The following is a 17,176-nucleotide window of genomic DNA, read 5'->3' as shown; positions in this document are numbered from 1 at the left end:
CGAGTCCGCTCGCCTATAACAAGACAGATGCGGCCACGGGCAAACCCAACAGAGAACTGTTACAGGAAGCCTTCGCTCGGGCGGCAGCAGGGTCCTAAGTTCACGCTGTGTGAGGACTGTTGGATGACCGCGTCCACCTCCGCTTCGGAGGACCATTCTCAGGACGCGGAGAACGAGTGAGACGTTTGGACCGATGGCCAATTAGACGAGTCGGCCATAGATGACCCTAATAAATCCGGAGACAATGAACCTTAGAAAGAGGGTGACAACTGTGACTGAGCGAAAGAAAATCAGCCTTGAGCGCAGGGATGAGATGTTCGCCAGGCTCCGCCGCAATATCCTTGTTGCGCGTCGGAAAGTCACTCTGGACAAGGAACTGAACCACGACGCCGGCCCAGAAGGCTCTGGCCGAGATGAAGCTGCCCCCCGATGAGGTCCCATCATAAATACGTCGCCGGGAACATCAGTAACAAGATCCAGCCCCCGGACAGCAACAAAACCTACAAGGAGACGTCGAGTTCGTAGCTTCCGCACTCCCCCAACGTCGCACGGAAAAAGACACCATTCCCGAGTTCTGCAGACTCTGGTCCTATGATCGACCTGCTCCGCGCTGCGGAAGAAGCCTCCGGCGCCGCTGTGCCCGCGCAGAGCCGCCAGAAGATCAAGGAACTGGGGACAAATGATCTTTGCGAAGAAGCGCGCGTGCGAAAATGTGTGGCCTCAAGACAGCGGCACACAAAAGAGACGTCCAGTTCACGGACCCGGTCTTAAAAAGCCCCACGCAGCTGACCATTAGACCCACCAAAGCTATCTGGGACAGGTGCCCAGGAATCAGCCGGCAACCGGCGGCATGAAGCCCCGGCGAGGGCGAACTCGCCGGCCGGCAGCCTAAAGCTCGGCCCAGCTTGGCGGCGAGGTTGCGTTCGTGTTCAACCAAGCCCGCTCGGGCCCGTCATCGTAAAGCACGACGCGGGCCCTCTCGATCAGAAGCCTCCGGACGTCAGGATCCCCTGCGTATCCAGCGGCTTTTGCGAACCGCTGTCGCAACCCCCGCGCTGTCAGGTGCTCATCCCTCGCGCCACGCCGCCAGTACAAGATCAGGTCTGCGTCGTCATTGCCGCGAAGCCCGTCGACGATGGCCCGCCACCACCACCGGTCGGTATCGCCGAGTGAACAGCCGAAAATGATAAATAGATCAGTCGTGGAGAACAGGTCCGCGTACTTGACCTTGTTCTGTGCCCAGTACGGCTTAGACAGCTTTCGGGCAGCCCCCTCCGCCTCGTCGATACCAAACAATAGCGATCTCGGCGTGTATTGAATTCCGTGGGGATGGACCACGTCCGACACCAAGTACGCGACCATGTGGAACCCGGAATCCTCATGTCCACCTTCGTGACCTCGGGGATTTGGATGAAAGTAGATGTTCCGGTCTGACCACTTGTGAGGATGCGGATCAAACTGCTCCTGGTCGAGGTATACGAAGTCGTCGAGAAGAGTCGTGTAGTTAAAGTTTACGAACTTGAAGTTGAAGACATCCCCAATACCGAGCCTCTTAATCAGACCCAGCCTCTTGTATTCATCTGGGTCCTCGATATCGCCAAGGAACTCCGTGAAGCTGACCATCGTCTTTTTCTGCGAAACAGCATCTTCACCGAGACGCGAGAGAACGTCCGGGGTAGCGACCTGATCAAGAAAGTTTGCAAACTCACGTTGGATTTTCCTCACGTCCCCAGAGACGCGCTCGGGACAAACTTGATCGACCGTCCGGAGCGACTCAATCGCGTTTTCGACGTCGCTCCAATTCTCGGCACCGTCAGCCCGCAAGGCCTCCATGCGCTCGAGTATGAGGTTTGTTGCGTCGAACTTCCGGTACTTCAAGTAGTGGTAGAAAGACTCATATCTCGTGTCTGTGAGCGATCCGATTCCTGACAGCGCTTGGATATCGAACCCGTTACCCACTAGCGCCATGATGTTGTGCTGCGACCGAACTTCTTTGAAGCGTCCCGTAAAGTCTTCGTAGGCCATGGAGGATTCTTCTCTCTGTCTCAACGCGCTCGGGTCGCACGGGGCGGTGCGTTAGGACTTTAAATGAGCGACGCCGACATCACGGCGTCTCGATCACTTGCAGGGTGCACCGGTGATCACGCGCCCTTTCGGTAGGTCGCATTAAAGACGACCTCGGCGAGCCATCGCTTGAAGCTGCCGTTGTCCTGGAACTCCTTGAAGAGCTGGGTGTCATCGGCGATGAGTCGAAGCATCACTTGGCTAAGCGCCCGGTCACTCTCGACGCGGGCGTTCACCGGGTCGTTATTGGTCTGTGCGTTCCGGTAGGCCTCGTCCTCAGACACAAGCCGCGGTATCTCCTCGGTGATGAAACGTTCGACGCGGTCTGCATCATTCCACTCGATGTTGCCGAAGTAATCGTTGAAGCTCCTCACGATCGCGGAGAGCCTTTCGAGCTCCGGGTCCGTGCGGTGTCCGCCACCGGTGGCCGGGACAGGGTCGAGAGTGCCGTCCTCGTCCTCGAGCACGATCTTCATCGCACGGAGCTTCTCGGCGCGGTACGACTCCAGGTCGATGTTCTCGAGGATCCCGGCGGCGAGGTCTTCTTCCTTGGGGGCTGGCAACTTGGGGACGAGATGGTCGAGGAAGATGGAACGTTTCTCCCACTCGGTGCTGCCGTACGGCAGCACCGTTGACAGGAAGTTGTAGGTGCGCAGGAACGCCTTCGCGTTGCCCTTGAACGTCACTTGTTCGTCCTCGTCGGGGAGCTCAATGTACTTGGCGACACAGACGTCGAGCAGCGGGTCGAGGCGGTCACGGGTCTCTCCCGCCAGGTAACGGCGGACGAACTCGTCGACCTGCTCCGGTGTGTAGATGCCGAACGCGTCGAGGTCGTTGACGAGATCATGCAGCTTGTTGGGATCCGTCTCTTCTGCCAGCACTGTCGTGCGGTAGTACGGCTCGAACGCCCGTTGGATGTCGTGGGCGTCATTGGCGAAGTCGAGCACGAATGTGTCGTGCTTGGCCGGGTGCGATCGATTGAGCCGCGACAGCGTTTGCACAGCCAGTACGCCAGAGAGAGTCTTGTCGACGTACATCGTGTGAAGAAGCGGCTCGTCGTAGCCGGTCTGGAACTTGTTCGCGACGACAAGAACCCGATACGGCTCGCCCTTCACTTGCTCGGCGATCGCCCTGGACGGGAAGCCATTCAGACTAGCCTCCGTCACCTTCATGCCCTTGTAGTCGTGCTCGCCGGAGAACGCGACGACTACCTGGTACGGGCTCTTGCGAGCGGTAAGTGCATCGCGCATGGCATGGAAGTACTCGATGCACCGCGCGATCGACGAGGTCACGACCATCGCACGGGCTTGGCCGCCGATCTTGCGCTTCGCAACCACCTGAGCGAGGAAGTGGTCGACCATGATGCCAGCCTTCTGTCCGATCGCGTGCTCGTTGCCCTCGACGTAAGCGCGGAGCTTCTTCGAGGCGCGCTTGACGTCGAACTCGGGATCGTCCTCGACGGTCTTCATAAGCTTGTAATAGCTGCCGACCGGCGTGTAATTGGCGAGGACGTCGACGATGAAGCCCTCCTGGATTGCCTGTTTCATCGTGTACGAGTGGAACGGCCGGAAACCGGTGCCCCCGTCCGCGTTGGGGACCGGCTCGCCGAACATCTCGAGAGTCTTGTTCTTCGGCGTCGCGGTGAACGCAAAGTAGCTCGCGTTCGTCAGGAGCTTCTTGCCTTCGATGATCCGATTGATCCGGTCCTCGACGGTGTCCTCCTCATCGGCTTGGACGCCGCCGAGCGCACGCGAGACGGCCGCAGAGGTCTTCGACCCCTGGGACGAGTGCGCCTCATCGATAATGATCGCGAAGGTCCGGCCACTGTGATCCGCGCCGATATCGTCCAAAATGTACGGGAACTTCTGCACAGTGGTGACGATGATCTTCTTGCCCGCCGTGATCGCCCGCCGAAGATCTCCGGACCGGTCGGCGTGGACCACGGTAGACCCGACCTGCAGGAACGACTTGATGGTCTGAGTGAGCTGGTTGTCGAGGATGATGCGATCAGTCACCACAACGATCGAGTCGAACGCGATGCGACCAGCGTGCGTGGCCTCGGTGAGCTGGTGAGTCAGCCAAGCGATCGAGTTTGATTTGCCGCTTCCCGCGGAGTGCTGGATGAGATAGCGGCGACCCGCACCACGTGCTTCGACATCGGCGAGCAGCCGGCGCACCACGTCAAGCTGGTGGTACCGGGGGAAGATCGCCTTCGATACCTTCTTGCCGGTCCTCGAGTTCTTCTCGACGACGATCTGGGCGTAGTTCTCGATGATCCCTGCGAGACTCTGGGTCGCGAGCACTCGCCGCCACAGGTAGTCCGTCATGACCCCATCGTGATTAGGCGGGTTCCCCGCGCCGTCGTTGAACCCCTGGTCAAAGGGCAGGAACCATGACGAGGTCCCCTTTAGCTCCGTACAGAACCGTGCGCGCTGGTCGTCCAGCGCGAAGTGCGCGATTGTCCGTCCGAACGCGAACAGCGGCTCACGGGGGTCACGGTCGCGCTGGTACTGCTGCACCGCATCTTCCACGGTCTGGTTAGTGATGTTGTTCTTCAGCTCGAACGTGAACACCGGCAGACCGTTGACGAATGCCACGAGATCGACAGCGTCACCTCGGTTGCTGACGCTGTGGTGCACCTGTCGGGTGATGACGAACCGGTTTGCATTGAACAGGAGGGCTGCCTTCGCATTGCCCGCCCCAGGCGTCGGGTAGTACAGGTCAAGGTGGAAGCCAAGGTGATCGATGCCGTTGCGCAGCGCGTGAACGACGCCCCTACGGGTGATCTCTCCCTGCAGGCGGGCGAGGAACTTATGGCGCGTGGGAGACTCCGTCGCGAGACCGAGTGGTTCGACGAGATCGGGCTGAGTCGCCTCAACGAACGCTACGAAGTGGCCGAGGTCGAGAGCATAAGAAGCGGCATAGTCGCCTGATGCGCCCTCCGTCCAGCCGTCGTCTCTCATCTGGGCGACGATGAGCGTCTCCAGGCTTTCCTCGTTGAGTCGCCGCATGCTCACGCCTCGCTCCCAACCAATGCTTCCTCAAGATCATCATCAAGTTCCGCGAAAGCATTGTCGATCGGTTCGGACGCGTCAGGCAGCGTCGCTGCGATCGCCCTAACATCGACCTGCCCTGTCACAACGTCTGCAACGAGACGCGTGCGGAACTCCTGGAGAAGTGAAATCTCGTCTCGGCATCGGCTCACAAGCGATTCCAGCTCCCAGTGATTTTGCTCAATCAGGCGAACCATGCGCCGCTGCTCCGAAATGGGAGGGACAGTCACCTCGATTTCGTAAAGGTCCTTCCGGTCGACACCTGGAACTGCAGACTTTTCCGCATAGATCGTCTTGTCAATCGACCGAAGAAGCCAATAGCACCAACGAGGATCGTTTCCATAAAAGTTCGTCACAAAAAGTGCAGTATTGTGCGGCCAGAAGCTCGTCTCAACGAAAAAGACGGCTCCCGTCGAACCGTAGCGACCAATCACTACGCCGGGACCAGCCGCCCGAGACTCACGATGCGTCGCGATCGTTCCACCTGACGAGATCACTGGGAATGGGCCTGGCTCGCGCGCTTCGGCTGAAAGATCATAACCACGCTGGAGCCGCGTCACCCATTTGAGGCGCTTTTTCGGCCATAGATCCGAACTTTCCTCGGCCCCAGCACAACCCTCAAGGATCTCCATGTTCAGAGCGCGGTGCTGCTCCTCCAGCAGGGAAATGAGGCGGCGCTTGGCGGCGATGGCCTTGTCGATGCGGGCGTTCGCGTGGGCGAGGTACTTCACTATCGCCGTCTGCTCCGCCGGCGAGGGTAGCGGAAATTGGCTCGCCATGAACTTGTCAAGCGGAACTGTCTTTCGCAACCCTCGATACAGGGGCCGAAATCCCTTGACGTCGTCAACGGACAAGTAGAACCACTTGACATACTCGGCTAGGACATTGTCCGCCACCACGAATCGGTCATAGGCTCCGGTGATCATGCCGCGTTTCCGAGCACGTCCCACCGTCCGCGGCGTTTCGTCAACGTCGAAAAGGCACATTATCAAGTCGCCAGACTCGATCATCTGGTAGGTGTCGAACGATGCCGGGATCTTCCCCTTTCCGGTGCTAATATCACGCGAGATGACGCCTGCCTTCGTCAAAGAGAGCAAGTCATACTCACTGCTTTGAGCCCCGACCATCTTCCTTTTCGCGGCCATCACTAATTTGTTGCGCGACATCCTCCAGTGCGCAGGCACCGACGGGCACCAGGGCATCATTGTCCGCCTCTGATCTTCATAGCGCGGAAGGTCGCGGAACATCAGTTCTCACCCGCGATCTCGGCGATCAGGTTGTCTGTCTCCGCCTCAAGCTCACGGATGTCCGCCTTAATATCGGCCAAGGTGCGCATCGGCGCGGGCTTGTAGAAGTGGCGGGTGAATGAGATCTCGTAGCCCATCTTCGTCTTCAACTCGTCGATCCAGGCGTCCGGGGCGTAGGGGGTGACTTCGCGACGGAAGAAGGCCTCGATACCGTCGCCGTGTGCACCTGCCGGTTCGGTCAGCGGGACTTGCTCGGTGTCGCGAAGCTCGGTGTCGGGCTCGTACTCCACCACGCGAGTGCGCCCGTCGACGATGGCTTTATAGCGGCCGTGTAGCGGGTCGGGCACAGCTGCATGCGGGAGCGCTTTCTTGATGATGGGCGGCGCTGCCTCGTCGCGCACGCCATCCTCCTTGAGCTGCTTGATCTCCTTGGCCGTGTAGACGCGGTTCGGGTCCACCCCGACGATGCGTAGCGGTCGTTCAACGGTGATCTTGTGGTAGCCAAAGTCGACTCCGTCGAACACCTTGGAGCGATCGGCGTCCTCGTACTGGTCGAACGCGGTGAAGGCTTCGAGCACCTTATCGGCGTCAGTCTTAGAGACCTCGACGCCCTTTTCGCCGAGGTTCTTACGGAGCGGCGTAGACCATCCGGTGGCGTCGATGAGCTGAACCTTGCCCTTGCGGCGCTCTTCCTTGCGGTTGGAGAGCACCCAGACGTAGGTCGCGATACCGGTGTTGTAGAACATCTTGAGTGGCAGCGCGACGATCGCCTCGAGCCAGTCGTTCTCGATGATCCACCGGCGGATGTTGCTCTCGCCCTGTCCCGCATCGCCGGTGAACAGTGAAGATCCGTTGTGGACCGATGCGATCCGGGAGCCCAGCTCGGTGCCCTGCTTCATCTTCGAGATCAGGTTCGCCAAGAACATCAGCTGCCCGTCGCTGCTTCGCGTCACGAGGGAGAACTCGCTGTCGCCATCGTGCGTGACCACGAAGCGCGGGTCGATGATCTTCTTCGCGCCTCCGAGGCGGTCCTGATCGGTTTTCCAGCTCTTGCCGTAGGGCGGATTCGAGAGCATGAAGTCGAACTCCTGGCCAGCGAAGGCATCGTTCGACAGCGTCGAATACTCGGGACCACCAACGATGTTGTCGGCCGCTTTGCCGTCACCCTTCAGAATGAGATCGGCCTTGGCGATCGCGTACGTCTCGGCGTTGATCTCCTGCCCATACAGGTGGGTAGAGACCTTCTTGCCGGCAGGTTCCGTGAGATGGTGCAGCGTCTCCTCTGCCACAGTCAGCATCCCGCCGGTGCCCATCGCACCGTCATAGAGACGGTACGTGCCCGAAGGGATCGCGTCTGCGATCGGTTCGAACATCAGCCGGGTCATCAGTCGCACGGCATCACGCGGGGTCCAGTGCTCACCGGCTTCTTCGTTGTTCTCCTCGTTGAAGCGGCGCACTAGTTCTTCAAAGACGGTGCCCATGCCGTGGTTGTCGAGGCCTGTCGGCGACAGGTCAAGGTCAGGCGCGAGGAACTTCTCGATCAATGATCCGAGGGCATCAGCCTTCGTGAGCCGGGGGAGCTGGTTTCGAAGTTCGAAGTTGTCGATGATCTCCTGCACGTTGGGGGAAAACCCGTCCAGGTACGCCTCGAAATTCTGCCGGAGACGGGTCGAGTTGGAGATGTGGCGCAGGTCCTGCAGCGAGAACCCCGAAGTGTTGTAGAAGTCCTGCTTAGCCGCGTCCCTGAGCGGCGCATCCTGATCGGCGATGCCTGCACCGTCGAGCATCTTCTTCATCGTCATAACGGCATCACTCGTCGGACCTAGGACGCTGTCGAGTCGACGCAGCACTGTGAAGGGGAGGATCACATCGCGGTACTTGCCGCGGACGTAGAGGTCGCGGAGCAGGTCGTCAGCGATGTTCCAGATGAGCGCCACGATTCGAGCGTGGTTGATGGAGCTATGCGGCACGGGGATCCTTCACTCTTGACCAGACTGCCGGGCGGCGATCTGCTGTACGTGAGCCGCCGAGCCCGCGAAGGCGGACAGCTCCTCGGATATTCTCTCAGACCTGGCAGTTCCACCTCTGAACGAGAAGGGCGACGGCACGGCGGCATCGTCTGCTGCGACGGTCACTCGACTGCTTCCGGCGTCCGTCGTCTCCCCAGTTCCGACTGCGGAGCAGACTTCGACACGATCAGATTAGGCCTATGACGCGTCCTTCTCGCCTTCGCGGAGCGCAGCGAGGGACGCCTGCGTGTAGTCCGCACTGAATACCTCGAAGTATGCGCCGAACAAACGGCGAACCACTGTAGGGAAAAGCAAGACGATGTGCAGACCAAGAGCGATTATGAGGATGGTTCCGAAACGACCGAGCCACCCCGTGTGCAGAGTGCCTCCAAGGACGAGGGCCGTGAGAACGATTCCGACGATGCAGAGCGCGAGGAAGGAAATGTAAAGGCAGGCAGCCGCGGTCTGACTTACCATTCTGGCGAGGCGCCCATTGCGCTTGAGGCTAACCGTTTCGGACATTTTGATCCGCAGGTTTGCGAGGAACACGAAGGACGTGAGCATCGACCCTACGAGAAGGCCACTGCCACTCAGTATTGCAGAGAGCGTTGGTTGGGCTAGAGGGCCGCCGAAGACCGCACCGAGGATCCCTCCGGCGACAGGAACAAAAAAAACTACCAACCGAGTCGGCCAAGCGATATGGCTCGCTTCAGTACGGCGCAGCCCCCTAAACACCTGGCCAAACAGCTGCTTCAGGCTGAATCTCGCAAGGTCTGCTTCGCGGCCCATGGTTCCCTCCTTCGCTTAGCGATGAGTCTAAGACCAGGGTCCGACGGCCCACCATCCCGGGTCACGGACAACTCCCTTTACCTCAAGGACTTCCTCCAGTACATCTTGACAGGCATCTTCGAAGTCCTGGTCGCTCGGGCGGGTCTGCTCGTCGATGGGGTAGACAAAGCGCGGCCAACCAGCTGTGACGTTGATCGTTCGCTGCTTGCCGTCCTTGACAGTGACGATCTTCTGTTCGTCAAAGCCGTCGGCGTGGACGCCCAGCACCGGCGCCAGGTCAATGCTGGGGTGACCCGTCAGGAGCCTCTTGAGTTCCCGAAGAATCTGCACTGCCTTCGGCCCACCTGGATCAATGTTCAAGTACAGCCGGAGTCCGCGAACGCCGGCCGGGTCGACCAGAGCGCCATCGACTGCGTCACCGTGCTGTATTAGGTCCACACCCTGTATACCCACGTCATCCCGACTCAGATAGTTCTCCCACCCAACCCCATCGGCGATGTCATGTTCGCCTCTGAGCGTGAGCATGTGCTTACGTAGACCCTTGTCGAGTGCATAGAAGAAGTGGGTCATCAAACTGCCGTTGCCTTGGACTTCGAAGGCCGCCAGGAAAACTTTCTCACTGGGAGGCACCACCGCCAAAATGCGTGCGGCCCTCAACACAGCCTCGTCCTCACCGATGTCCTTGCCATCGACCTGCTGGTGCGTGTTGGTGTCGACCACCCGCGCCGCACTGCCGAAGGTGCCCGATGACCCGTACATCCGGAAAAGCCACCCAGCTTGCCGCAAGGAGTCAAGTGAGAAATAAGTGGAGCGCTTCTCGTCGCGCTCGCCTAGTCCAACTATCGCCTTGAGTTCTTCGGCGATGAGTTCACCAATCGGCCGGCCGCCGACCAAGAAGGACATGTCGAGTGGGTCATTGCGACGCGTCTCCGTCACATGAAAAAGTCCAACGCGATAGCCGTAAGAAGTCATCCATCCCCCACTTGACCACTTTCTGGCCAAACCCAAAGTACATCGTCACCACCTGACGACTGGCGTGTACGACGGCCGCGCAAGCCAGCCGGACAAGTATATCCGAGCAAATTTCCAGGTAGCGCAGCCGCTGCACCCGATGAACATACACCAAAAAGCCACATCCAAGTGACTTGTGAGGCACACACATACGGACGCTGGACCGTCTCCCCCTGGCTGTGCACTGCGGCAAGCTCGACGGGCCATGGCGACCTTGTACAACCATTTCAGGCGTGGCCCATTGGCGGCCACGGCCACCTTACGTCCCGGTTTGGCTAGCCCGATGCTTTTAGCTCGCGATCGATCATGCCTCGGGAGCACTCATTTCTTGCCCTGGCTAGCAGACGTTATTCCGTGACGGAACTCCACCACGTCCCGTAGCCGAACAACCTCTGGCGCTATGTGCGTGAGATCTGAGGCGACGGAGCTGCGCGCGGACGTTCGGAGCTGCCGATGTCCGGATGCTTTGTGCCGACACCCCTAGCGCAAGGCGACCCGCCCCAGCGGGGATGCGCGGCAACCTTCCATGCGGGCCGGAGTTGAATTCCGCCAGACGCATCTGCGCGCTCGAGGGTGTTCGGCTAGTGCAGGTCGTCATTGCTCGGTATTTGGATGGTCGGCGCGGGCCACGCCTCGCCGGTCTTGAGAAGTACGCGCGCTTCGAAGTGGTCTTGCATGCCTTCGACTTGGTCCATTTTCATCGTGTGCGACTCGATCCTGACCGCATCCGCAACTGCTTCAGTCGTAAGCCAAAGAATCTGACCGGTGGTCAGGAATGGTCCGATGGGTTTCGTCTCGAATCCGACGATGGGTTCTCCGGGCGTCGGAGTCTCGACATTGAATACCGGGACCCGCCATGGTTCGCCGAACAGGGCCAGCTCGCCAAAGATGTCGCCCAGGCTAAGGTCTAGCAGCCGATCGACCTCGCCGAACGCATCGGCGTAGACACGCGCCGGACCCGAAAGCGACTCGACGACCTCGTTCATGGAGTGCGAGCGGTACTCGGCACGCGGTAGAGCGAGATTCGGCTCGTGGTTATCTAGGGCCTCGGCTGACAGGCGCTCCTTGAGCTCGCGCCGAGCCGCTCGCAACGCCACCTTCGCGGCGTCGTCCAAGGCATGCAGTGCACTGTCAAAGTCGACCCACGCCTGGGACTTCGTCAGCGCCTGACTCACGTCGCGGGCAGCTTGGTCAAGTTGTGAAGCACCCATCGAGTCCGCGCCGAGCAGCTCCGGCACTGAAGGCGGCGCAACCCGCTGGTTCAGGCCGTAAGCGAACTCCTCCCTGGGCCAAATGTAGCGCGGCGTCATCTCCCCGGTCGTCAGTGGGGTGCTGGGCGCCAGCTGCGGCGCAAGAAGAATCGGGTACCCTGCCAGTGAAGAGCGCAACCAACCCAAGGTGATCCGGTGCGCGCCCTCCAACTTTGCAGCCATCTGTAACCACTTGTCCAACTCGTCTTGTCCGACCGCAGGCATCCCGAACCCAGCGACGAGAGGCTGATCAAGCAGGGCGGGGATACGACTGCCGTACATCAGGGACTTCATCATCATGCCGGCGCGAACTTCGAGGTGCTGCACGAGCGCAGGAATGCCGACCGCCTTGTCTCCTCGTTCATCCAACGGGCGGTTCCGGGGCAGCGTTGCCGCGATCTCCTGGACCACAGGGGTTTGCGACCAGGCATCGGCCAACCTCCAGATGGCGGACCACAGTTCGGGGGAGGTGTCTTCTCCAGGGTTCACGTGATGCGCCTTCCGCGAGTCGTCTGCTTCACAGCCAGTGGTTTCGTGTCAGTTTGGTGACCGCCTCACCGACAGCCTTAGCAGCGGTGACTTCCGGTGACGTTGAGACCCGGGACACCACGTCGGTCCACGCGGAGCATACACCGGTTCGCTCCTCAGACGGCGGGGAGGAGTCAGACGCAGCGGTTAAATCGACGGCTTCTGAGTGACGATACCTGACCGGCCACCCGTTTAGACCGAAGCCGCGGCCCTGACGTTCGTAGACCACGCCGGTCATGCCGAGTGGGCCGATGGTTTCCCGCAAGCGGTTGATCGTGCCGGGTGGTGCGACTTCAGCCAGGACTGTTGTCAGTGCAGCGATCACCTCGCGGCAGTGTGCGCTCAGCTGGTCGCAGGCTTCCTGACGCGACTGAGGGGCTCGTGGCCGCAACCGACGATCGCGACGTAGCCGCTGCCTGAGGATAAGTCGCCACAGTCGCACCGCGACCGCGGTAGGCCCATCGCTGTCCTCGGCCACCACGGTCGGACCCGCGAAGACGGCCGGGGCCTGCGCCGGGTCGACCCACGTTGTGGCTCCAGTTCCGGCCTGAGCCATCGTCTTCCCGTTCGCCGTCCGCCACATTGTCACCTCGACGTCCGTATCGTCGGGAAGGACAGCGTTCAGTAAGGCGGCCACGATTCCGGGCGCCTGCCCGCTGATGGTGTTGTGGTCCGACTCACTGACCCGCACCAAGGAAAACGGCAACTGCTTGGCCACTGCCAGTACCTCCGAGTCGTTGAGCATCCGCATCTGGGAGGAAAACCACAAACGGTTCTCGTCATTTTCGAGCAGGGTCTCTGGTAGGAGGACCAGTCCGTCTGCGTGTGCACGAGCGGCGAAGTAGTCGGCAAAGGAGTCGTGAACAGGCACTCGGAGCGTTGTGTGCCCAATCCCGGTGATCACGGCGTTGACCAGGCCGCTTCGAGCGACCGCCTCGCGAATGGCGGGGACATCGGTCGCAACGCCGCGCTCCTCAAGGAACACTGCGGCTCCGGCGATCATGCGTTCCCACTCCAGCGGATTTGCGTACCGCCGTCCCTCATCCAGAAGCTCAGCGAACACGACGCCGAGCACAGCGACCGCCAGGCGCACGTCGCCGCCATTGGCGCGGTCAGACATTCGCGAGACGGTCAACTCGTACACTGAAGCCCGGTCGGTGAACGGGACTCCACCGGCCACCAGTTGCAGGGCTAGCTCGAGCAGCATCGGATTGCCGGCGGCATCGGCCAACGCATGTTCAACCTGCGCCAACGCCTCGTAGCAGCGAGGAGAAAAGTCCTCTATGTCGCCTCCACCGGATCCCGCCAGAGCGGCTGGCCCCCCACCGTCGACGGTAACGAGCGTAGAGACGCCGCTCTCCGGTTCGCCCAGCACTTTCGCGGTCAACGTGAGCCTCTCCGGACGACCGAACGCAAGCGGGTATAACCGTTGCACCGTCACTGAGGCCGGGAAAACGGTCGCGCCAACCCCCTCGTCGCGCCCGACCCCGACCACCCGTGACCCGTGGGCCCCTGCAAGGTGTGTACGAAGGTCGGCGGCGAGCTCGGACCTGACCTGCTGCGGAAGCTCAGAAACACCATCAAGGATCACGGTCACACTCGGATCCCCCAGTACCTGGCGGCCCACCCCGCGCGACAACGTTCGACCCACCGCGGTACCCACGGCATCGGCCACCAACCGGTCTAACCGTTGCGCCAGATACGCCTCGGCGTGACACACGACAACCTTCCCACCAGCACATGCGGCACCACGACGCCACAAACGCGCCAGAGTGGACTTGCCCGAACCGGTCCGTCCCGTCATCAGGAGTGGGCCACTGACAAGAGCGAGGTCCTCCAGCCGAATGGGTGGGCTCTGCCAGCTGGCGCTCAACGTCGGCACGACGAGGTCGTCGATCTGCTCCGACGCCACCGCAGTCAGGTACTCCGCGGCCAGGGAACCAGTCCAGCGGTCGGCTTCGGCAAGTCGAGCGATGTCGCCGACAACGGCGACAATTTCGTCCCTCGAGATGAAGCGGTCGTCCAAGTCCGGCAGACCCGAGCGAGTAGAGATGACCCGGAACAGCTCATTGACCCGGCCTGAAGCGTCCTTCTCGGCGTCTGGATGAGTGGGTCCAGTGTCAAGCAGGGCCATGATCTCCATCTCGGCCGAGAGGAGCAGTGCCTCGACCGAGCCCGGTTCCGAAACAATTCGCGCACGCCCCATGACCGCGCACAAGGGGTCTTCGACATCGATCCCTAGAAGCTCTGCGATGGCGTCGTACTTGCCGTCGCGAGCTTCGTCCAACGCAGCAGCAACCGCGTACCCGGAAGGCCCGAGAGCGCCGTCCGTGAGCAAAGAGAATTCCGAGTCCGCGCTGACGGGCAGTTCAGCCCACCGGTGAACGATGGCGAGCAGCTCGGCCCGCGCCCACGTGTGAGGCTGCAGACGAGACTTCATTTGCAATCCGCGAACCACGAACGGTCCGGCCCCGCCAGGGGCATTCGCGATGACTTCCAGGTCCAGGGCGTCAACGGCCCCCTCGACGCGGATCCCGAGCACCGAGTCGTCAGCGGCTACGTCTAGAGCGATGAGAATCGCCTGGCAGTGCTGGTAGTTGATGCCGCGGACGGTATCGACGCCGCTCATAGGCAGTAATCCCCCTTGACGTGCGCGGCGCGAAGGTGCGGGTCGTGTCGGTTCACACCAGTATCACATCACACTGGAGGGACACATCTCGGCTATCTGCTATTCGCTGGACCTGCGGTCCACTAACGACGAACTCAGTTGTCGTCTGGCCGTCCTCTTGAAGTCTCACGACCCACCAGTTGCCGCCGGGTCTCCGCGACGAACGCGAGGCACGGCTCTCGCCTCCCCTCGGCGGTCGGTCGGTGCCTTAGGCGAGGCTTATGTTAGGTCGAAGACGGCTTCACGATTCATGTTCTGGAACTCGGCGCGGACGTCACGCAGTCGTCGTCCATCACCCACAGCCCAGAAGTACCAGCCGTTCGTCGCCTTCTTTCGTAGGGCGTGACCAGCGGCAGACGGCGACGTGTACCGTTTTCCATCGAGCTCAATCGCACCATCGGACGTTAGCACCGCTTCTCTGCCCTTGAAGTCCCTGTGGGTCGCCGACAAAGTGTCGCCGCTTCCCAGGAGCCCGGCCTCGATCAGGTGCTTGAGCTCGACCCAATCACCAGCTTTGGTTTGAGGGTCGACAACCTTGCCGCGATGGCCCTCCGGGACGGGCCAGATATCGAGAATTGCGTCGATCAGTTCTACGGCGCGATTGTCGATGAGCGATTCGTCCCAATCGTGGTGCTCCGTCTTGCTGACCACCCGGCCCGTAAGCGTAATCGTGTTGTGCTGCAGGAGCGCAGCGCGTTTGGCTAGCCAAGGCCCGTTGGAGACCTTGGAGTTCAGGGACTTCGTCAGCAAGGTCAGGTTACCAAGCCGGTGTACCCTTGCCTGGCGTGCCTCGTCAGCCTCCGGGGTCTCGACCGGCCAGGTGTCCTTCCAGCTCCGCGGCAGGATGTGCTCGATCGGGTACCCCTTACGCTCAATCTGCGGCTGCCCAGTCTCGGCGCGATAGTGGTCCTCGATGGCCTCGAGGAACATACGCAGTCTGGCCCGTGGAAAACGAGAGTACACAGCCTCCGTGCCGAGGGTTAGCCGAACTTCGTCGTCCCCGGGCCAATAGGTACTGGTGACATTGAGGCGAGTTAAGTGACCGATCACACGCCCCGGCAATTCGCCGGTAGAAACTCCCGTGCTGGCCGCAATGACGTCGGCGACGATGCGTCCCAGATCGCTGCCCGACAGGCGGAGCATCTGGCGACGATACACCCAACTCTCTGCAGCCTGAACGATCCTGTCGATGCTCTCCTGTGGAAGGTTTCGCCCCGGTTCATACAGCCAAATCAGCAACGGCTTCAAAACCTCGACGCCGCTTGCTCGCATTCGATAGAAAGCCATCACGGCAGAATCGAACGATCCTCCAAGTTGTGCTGCATCCTCGGTCCACGTCTGGTACTGCTGGGCTTGATGTTTGATCACCGGCAGCAAGGCGGCCATCCTCTGACCCGATTCCAGTTCCACCCATGACTTGAACCGGTAAAAGGTGGCCTGCGGACTGACTTCCTCGCCAGTCCTTGCCACCAACCATTGGTTGAGAAAGAGGGAACTGCGGCTTACGAGGTTTCGACCGACGCTCACCTCCCGCATCCAAAATTTCGTCTCGAAGGGCCAGTCCTCGCGGTACGCCTTCTTGGTGTCGCCGCCCTCACCGTTGAGGCGCTGGAACACGAAATTGCGCACCAAATCGGCGGCCGTTAACGGCGTCCCTCGCGCGTTGAGTGTCTCGAAAATTTCCTGCGAATTCTCTGCCGCCTCCAGCTCGATCGACACAAGTTGCAGACCGTCCAGGAGAACGTTGGTCAGTTCCTTGGCCTTGGGCGTGTAATCATCAGCGTCCCGCACCCCTAGCCATTGCTCTACGACAGTTGAGAAATAACGGTGGGCGGCAACGATCTGTGAGTCCGAGTGTGAGAGTTCCTCATAGTCGACAGGCGAATCTGCGGTCATAAGTTCATCGAAGGGCTCCCGGTCCTTGTTCAGGTGGCGGAGCTTGAGAGGACTGTCACCGTCCTCTACATACTTTTCGGAGTTGTGGGTCAGGTCTTCGAGCTGACCGGCGAGCTTCGAGAGGTTTGCCTGTGCAAGCAAAGAGCGTGTCGCGTCAGCAAGAACTTGCAGAGTGGTCAGCCGCTGCTGGCCGTCAATCACGTTCCACGTGGTTAGGCGTTTACTCTGAGCCTCGTGTGACTGGATCACGACGGCTCCGAGAAAGTGTGTGGCGTTGACGTGCGGCTGAGCGATCCGGAGTTCCGCGACACGACGAATGTCTTTCCACAACGGCTCCCACTGCTCGACCTCTTTCCAAACGTAAGGGCGCTGAAATAAAGGGATTACGAAATTCTGGGGCAGATTGAACAGCTGCAGCGGGGTCCGCTTGAAAGTCTCCACGATCCCAAACCTACCGGTAACGTCTAGCACGCTTCCCGCGCCGCGCGAGGATCGATTCTCGCGAGACCGCACTAGAACGCCAAGTCCGGACCTGAATTGCTGCTTGTCTCCACAGCGATGGAACGCCGCCCGGGGCTTTACGACTTGCTTGGTGAGCTTACTCCGCGCCGACGAAAGAAATAAATAGAAATGCCGCTAAACGATCAACACGACGCGTGCC

Annotated in this window: 9 protein-coding genes; all 9 read right to left on the bottom strand. The window is 60.6% G+C overall.

The annotated features are described in order from the left end of the window. Positions 1-888: 888 nt before the first annotated feature. Positions 889-2,025, bottom strand: a complete 1,137-nt coding sequence (locus tag NG696_RS01275; protein WP_252573618.1) for an AbiH family protein — start codon at positions 2,023-2,025, stop codon at positions 889-891. A 116-nt stretch (positions 2,026-2,141) separates the two neighbouring features. Then, positions 2,142-5,075: a type I restriction endonuclease subunit R gene (locus tag NG696_RS01270; protein ID WP_252573617.1), complete on the bottom strand. Its 2,934-nt coding sequence runs from the start codon at positions 5,073-5,075 to the stop codon at positions 2,142-2,144. Between the two features lie 2 nt (positions 5,076-5,077). Further along, a complete protein-coding gene (locus NG696_RS01265) occupies positions 5,078-6,364 on the bottom strand; it encodes a restriction endonuclease subunit S (RefSeq protein WP_252573616.1) in 1,287 nt (428 codons plus the stop codon). Beyond that, a complete protein-coding gene (locus NG696_RS01260; protein ID WP_252573615.1) occupies positions 6,364-8,301 on the bottom strand; it encodes a type I restriction-modification system subunit M in 1,938 nt (645 codons plus the stop codon). The genes NG696_RS01265 and NG696_RS01260 overlap by 1 nt, the downstream gene beginning before the upstream one ends. Positions 8,302-8,571: 270 nt before the next feature. Continuing rightward, positions 8,572-9,162, bottom strand: a complete 591-nt coding sequence (locus NG696_RS01255) for a hypothetical protein (protein ID WP_252573614.1) — start codon at positions 9,160-9,162, stop codon at positions 8,572-8,574. 27 nt (positions 9,163-9,189) lie between these two features. After that, positions 9,190-10,065 carry a hypothetical protein gene (locus NG696_RS01250; protein ID WP_252573613.1) on the bottom strand — a complete coding sequence of 292 codons (876 nt, stop codon included), beginning with the start codon at positions 10,063-10,065 and terminating at the stop codon, positions 9,190-9,192. A gap of 689 nt (positions 10,066-10,754) precedes the next feature. Further along, a complete protein-coding gene (locus tag NG696_RS01245) occupies positions 10,755-11,912 on the bottom strand; it encodes a hypothetical protein (RefSeq protein ID WP_252573612.1) in 1,158 nt (385 codons plus the stop codon). A 28-nt stretch (positions 11,913-11,940) separates the two neighbouring features. After that, a complete protein-coding gene (locus NG696_RS01240; protein ID WP_252573611.1) occupies positions 11,941-14,580 on the bottom strand; it encodes an NACHT domain-containing protein in 2,640 nt (879 codons plus the stop codon). A 258-nt stretch (positions 14,581-14,838) separates the two neighbouring features. Further along, positions 14,839-16,956, bottom strand: coding sequence for a GmrSD restriction endonuclease domain-containing protein (locus NG696_RS01235; protein ID WP_252573610.1), 2,118 nt, complete (start codon positions 16,954-16,956; stop codon positions 14,839-14,841). Between the last annotated feature and the right edge of the window lie 220 nt (positions 16,957-17,176).

Source organism: Pseudarthrobacter cellobiosi, assembly GCF_023913755.1.
Classification (GTDB): Bacteria; Actinomycetota; Actinomycetes; order Actinomycetales; family Micrococcaceae; genus Arthrobacter; species Arthrobacter cellobiosi.
Note: the sequence above shows the minus strand (reverse complement) of the source record. Positions and strands in the feature narration are given on the sequence as shown.

Excerpts from the sequence above, each read along its gene's own strand:
- NG696_RS01250 (WP_252573613.1), bottom strand. The coding sequence starts at position 10,065 with ATGTCCTTCTTGGTCGGCGGCCGGCCGATTGGTGAACTCATCGCCGAA.
- NG696_RS01275 (WP_252573618.1), bottom strand. The coding sequence starts at position 2,025 with ATGGCCTACGAAGACTTTACGGGACGCTTCAAAGAAGTTCGGTCGCAG.
- NG696_RS01270 (WP_252573617.1), bottom strand. The coding sequence starts at position 5,075 with ATGCGGCGACTCAACGAGGAAAGCCTGGAGACGCTCATCGTCGCCCAG.
- NG696_RS01265 (WP_252573616.1), bottom strand. The coding sequence starts at position 6,364 with ATGTTCCGCGACCTTCCGCGCTATGAAGATCAGAGGCGGACAATGATG.
- NG696_RS01255 (WP_252573614.1), bottom strand. The coding sequence starts at position 9,162 with ATGGGCCGCGAAGCAGACCTTGCGAGATTCAGCCTGAAGCAGCTGTTT.
- NG696_RS01240 (WP_252573611.1), bottom strand. The coding sequence starts at position 14,580 with ATGAGCGGCGTCGATACCGTCCGCGGCATCAACTACCAGCACTGCCAG.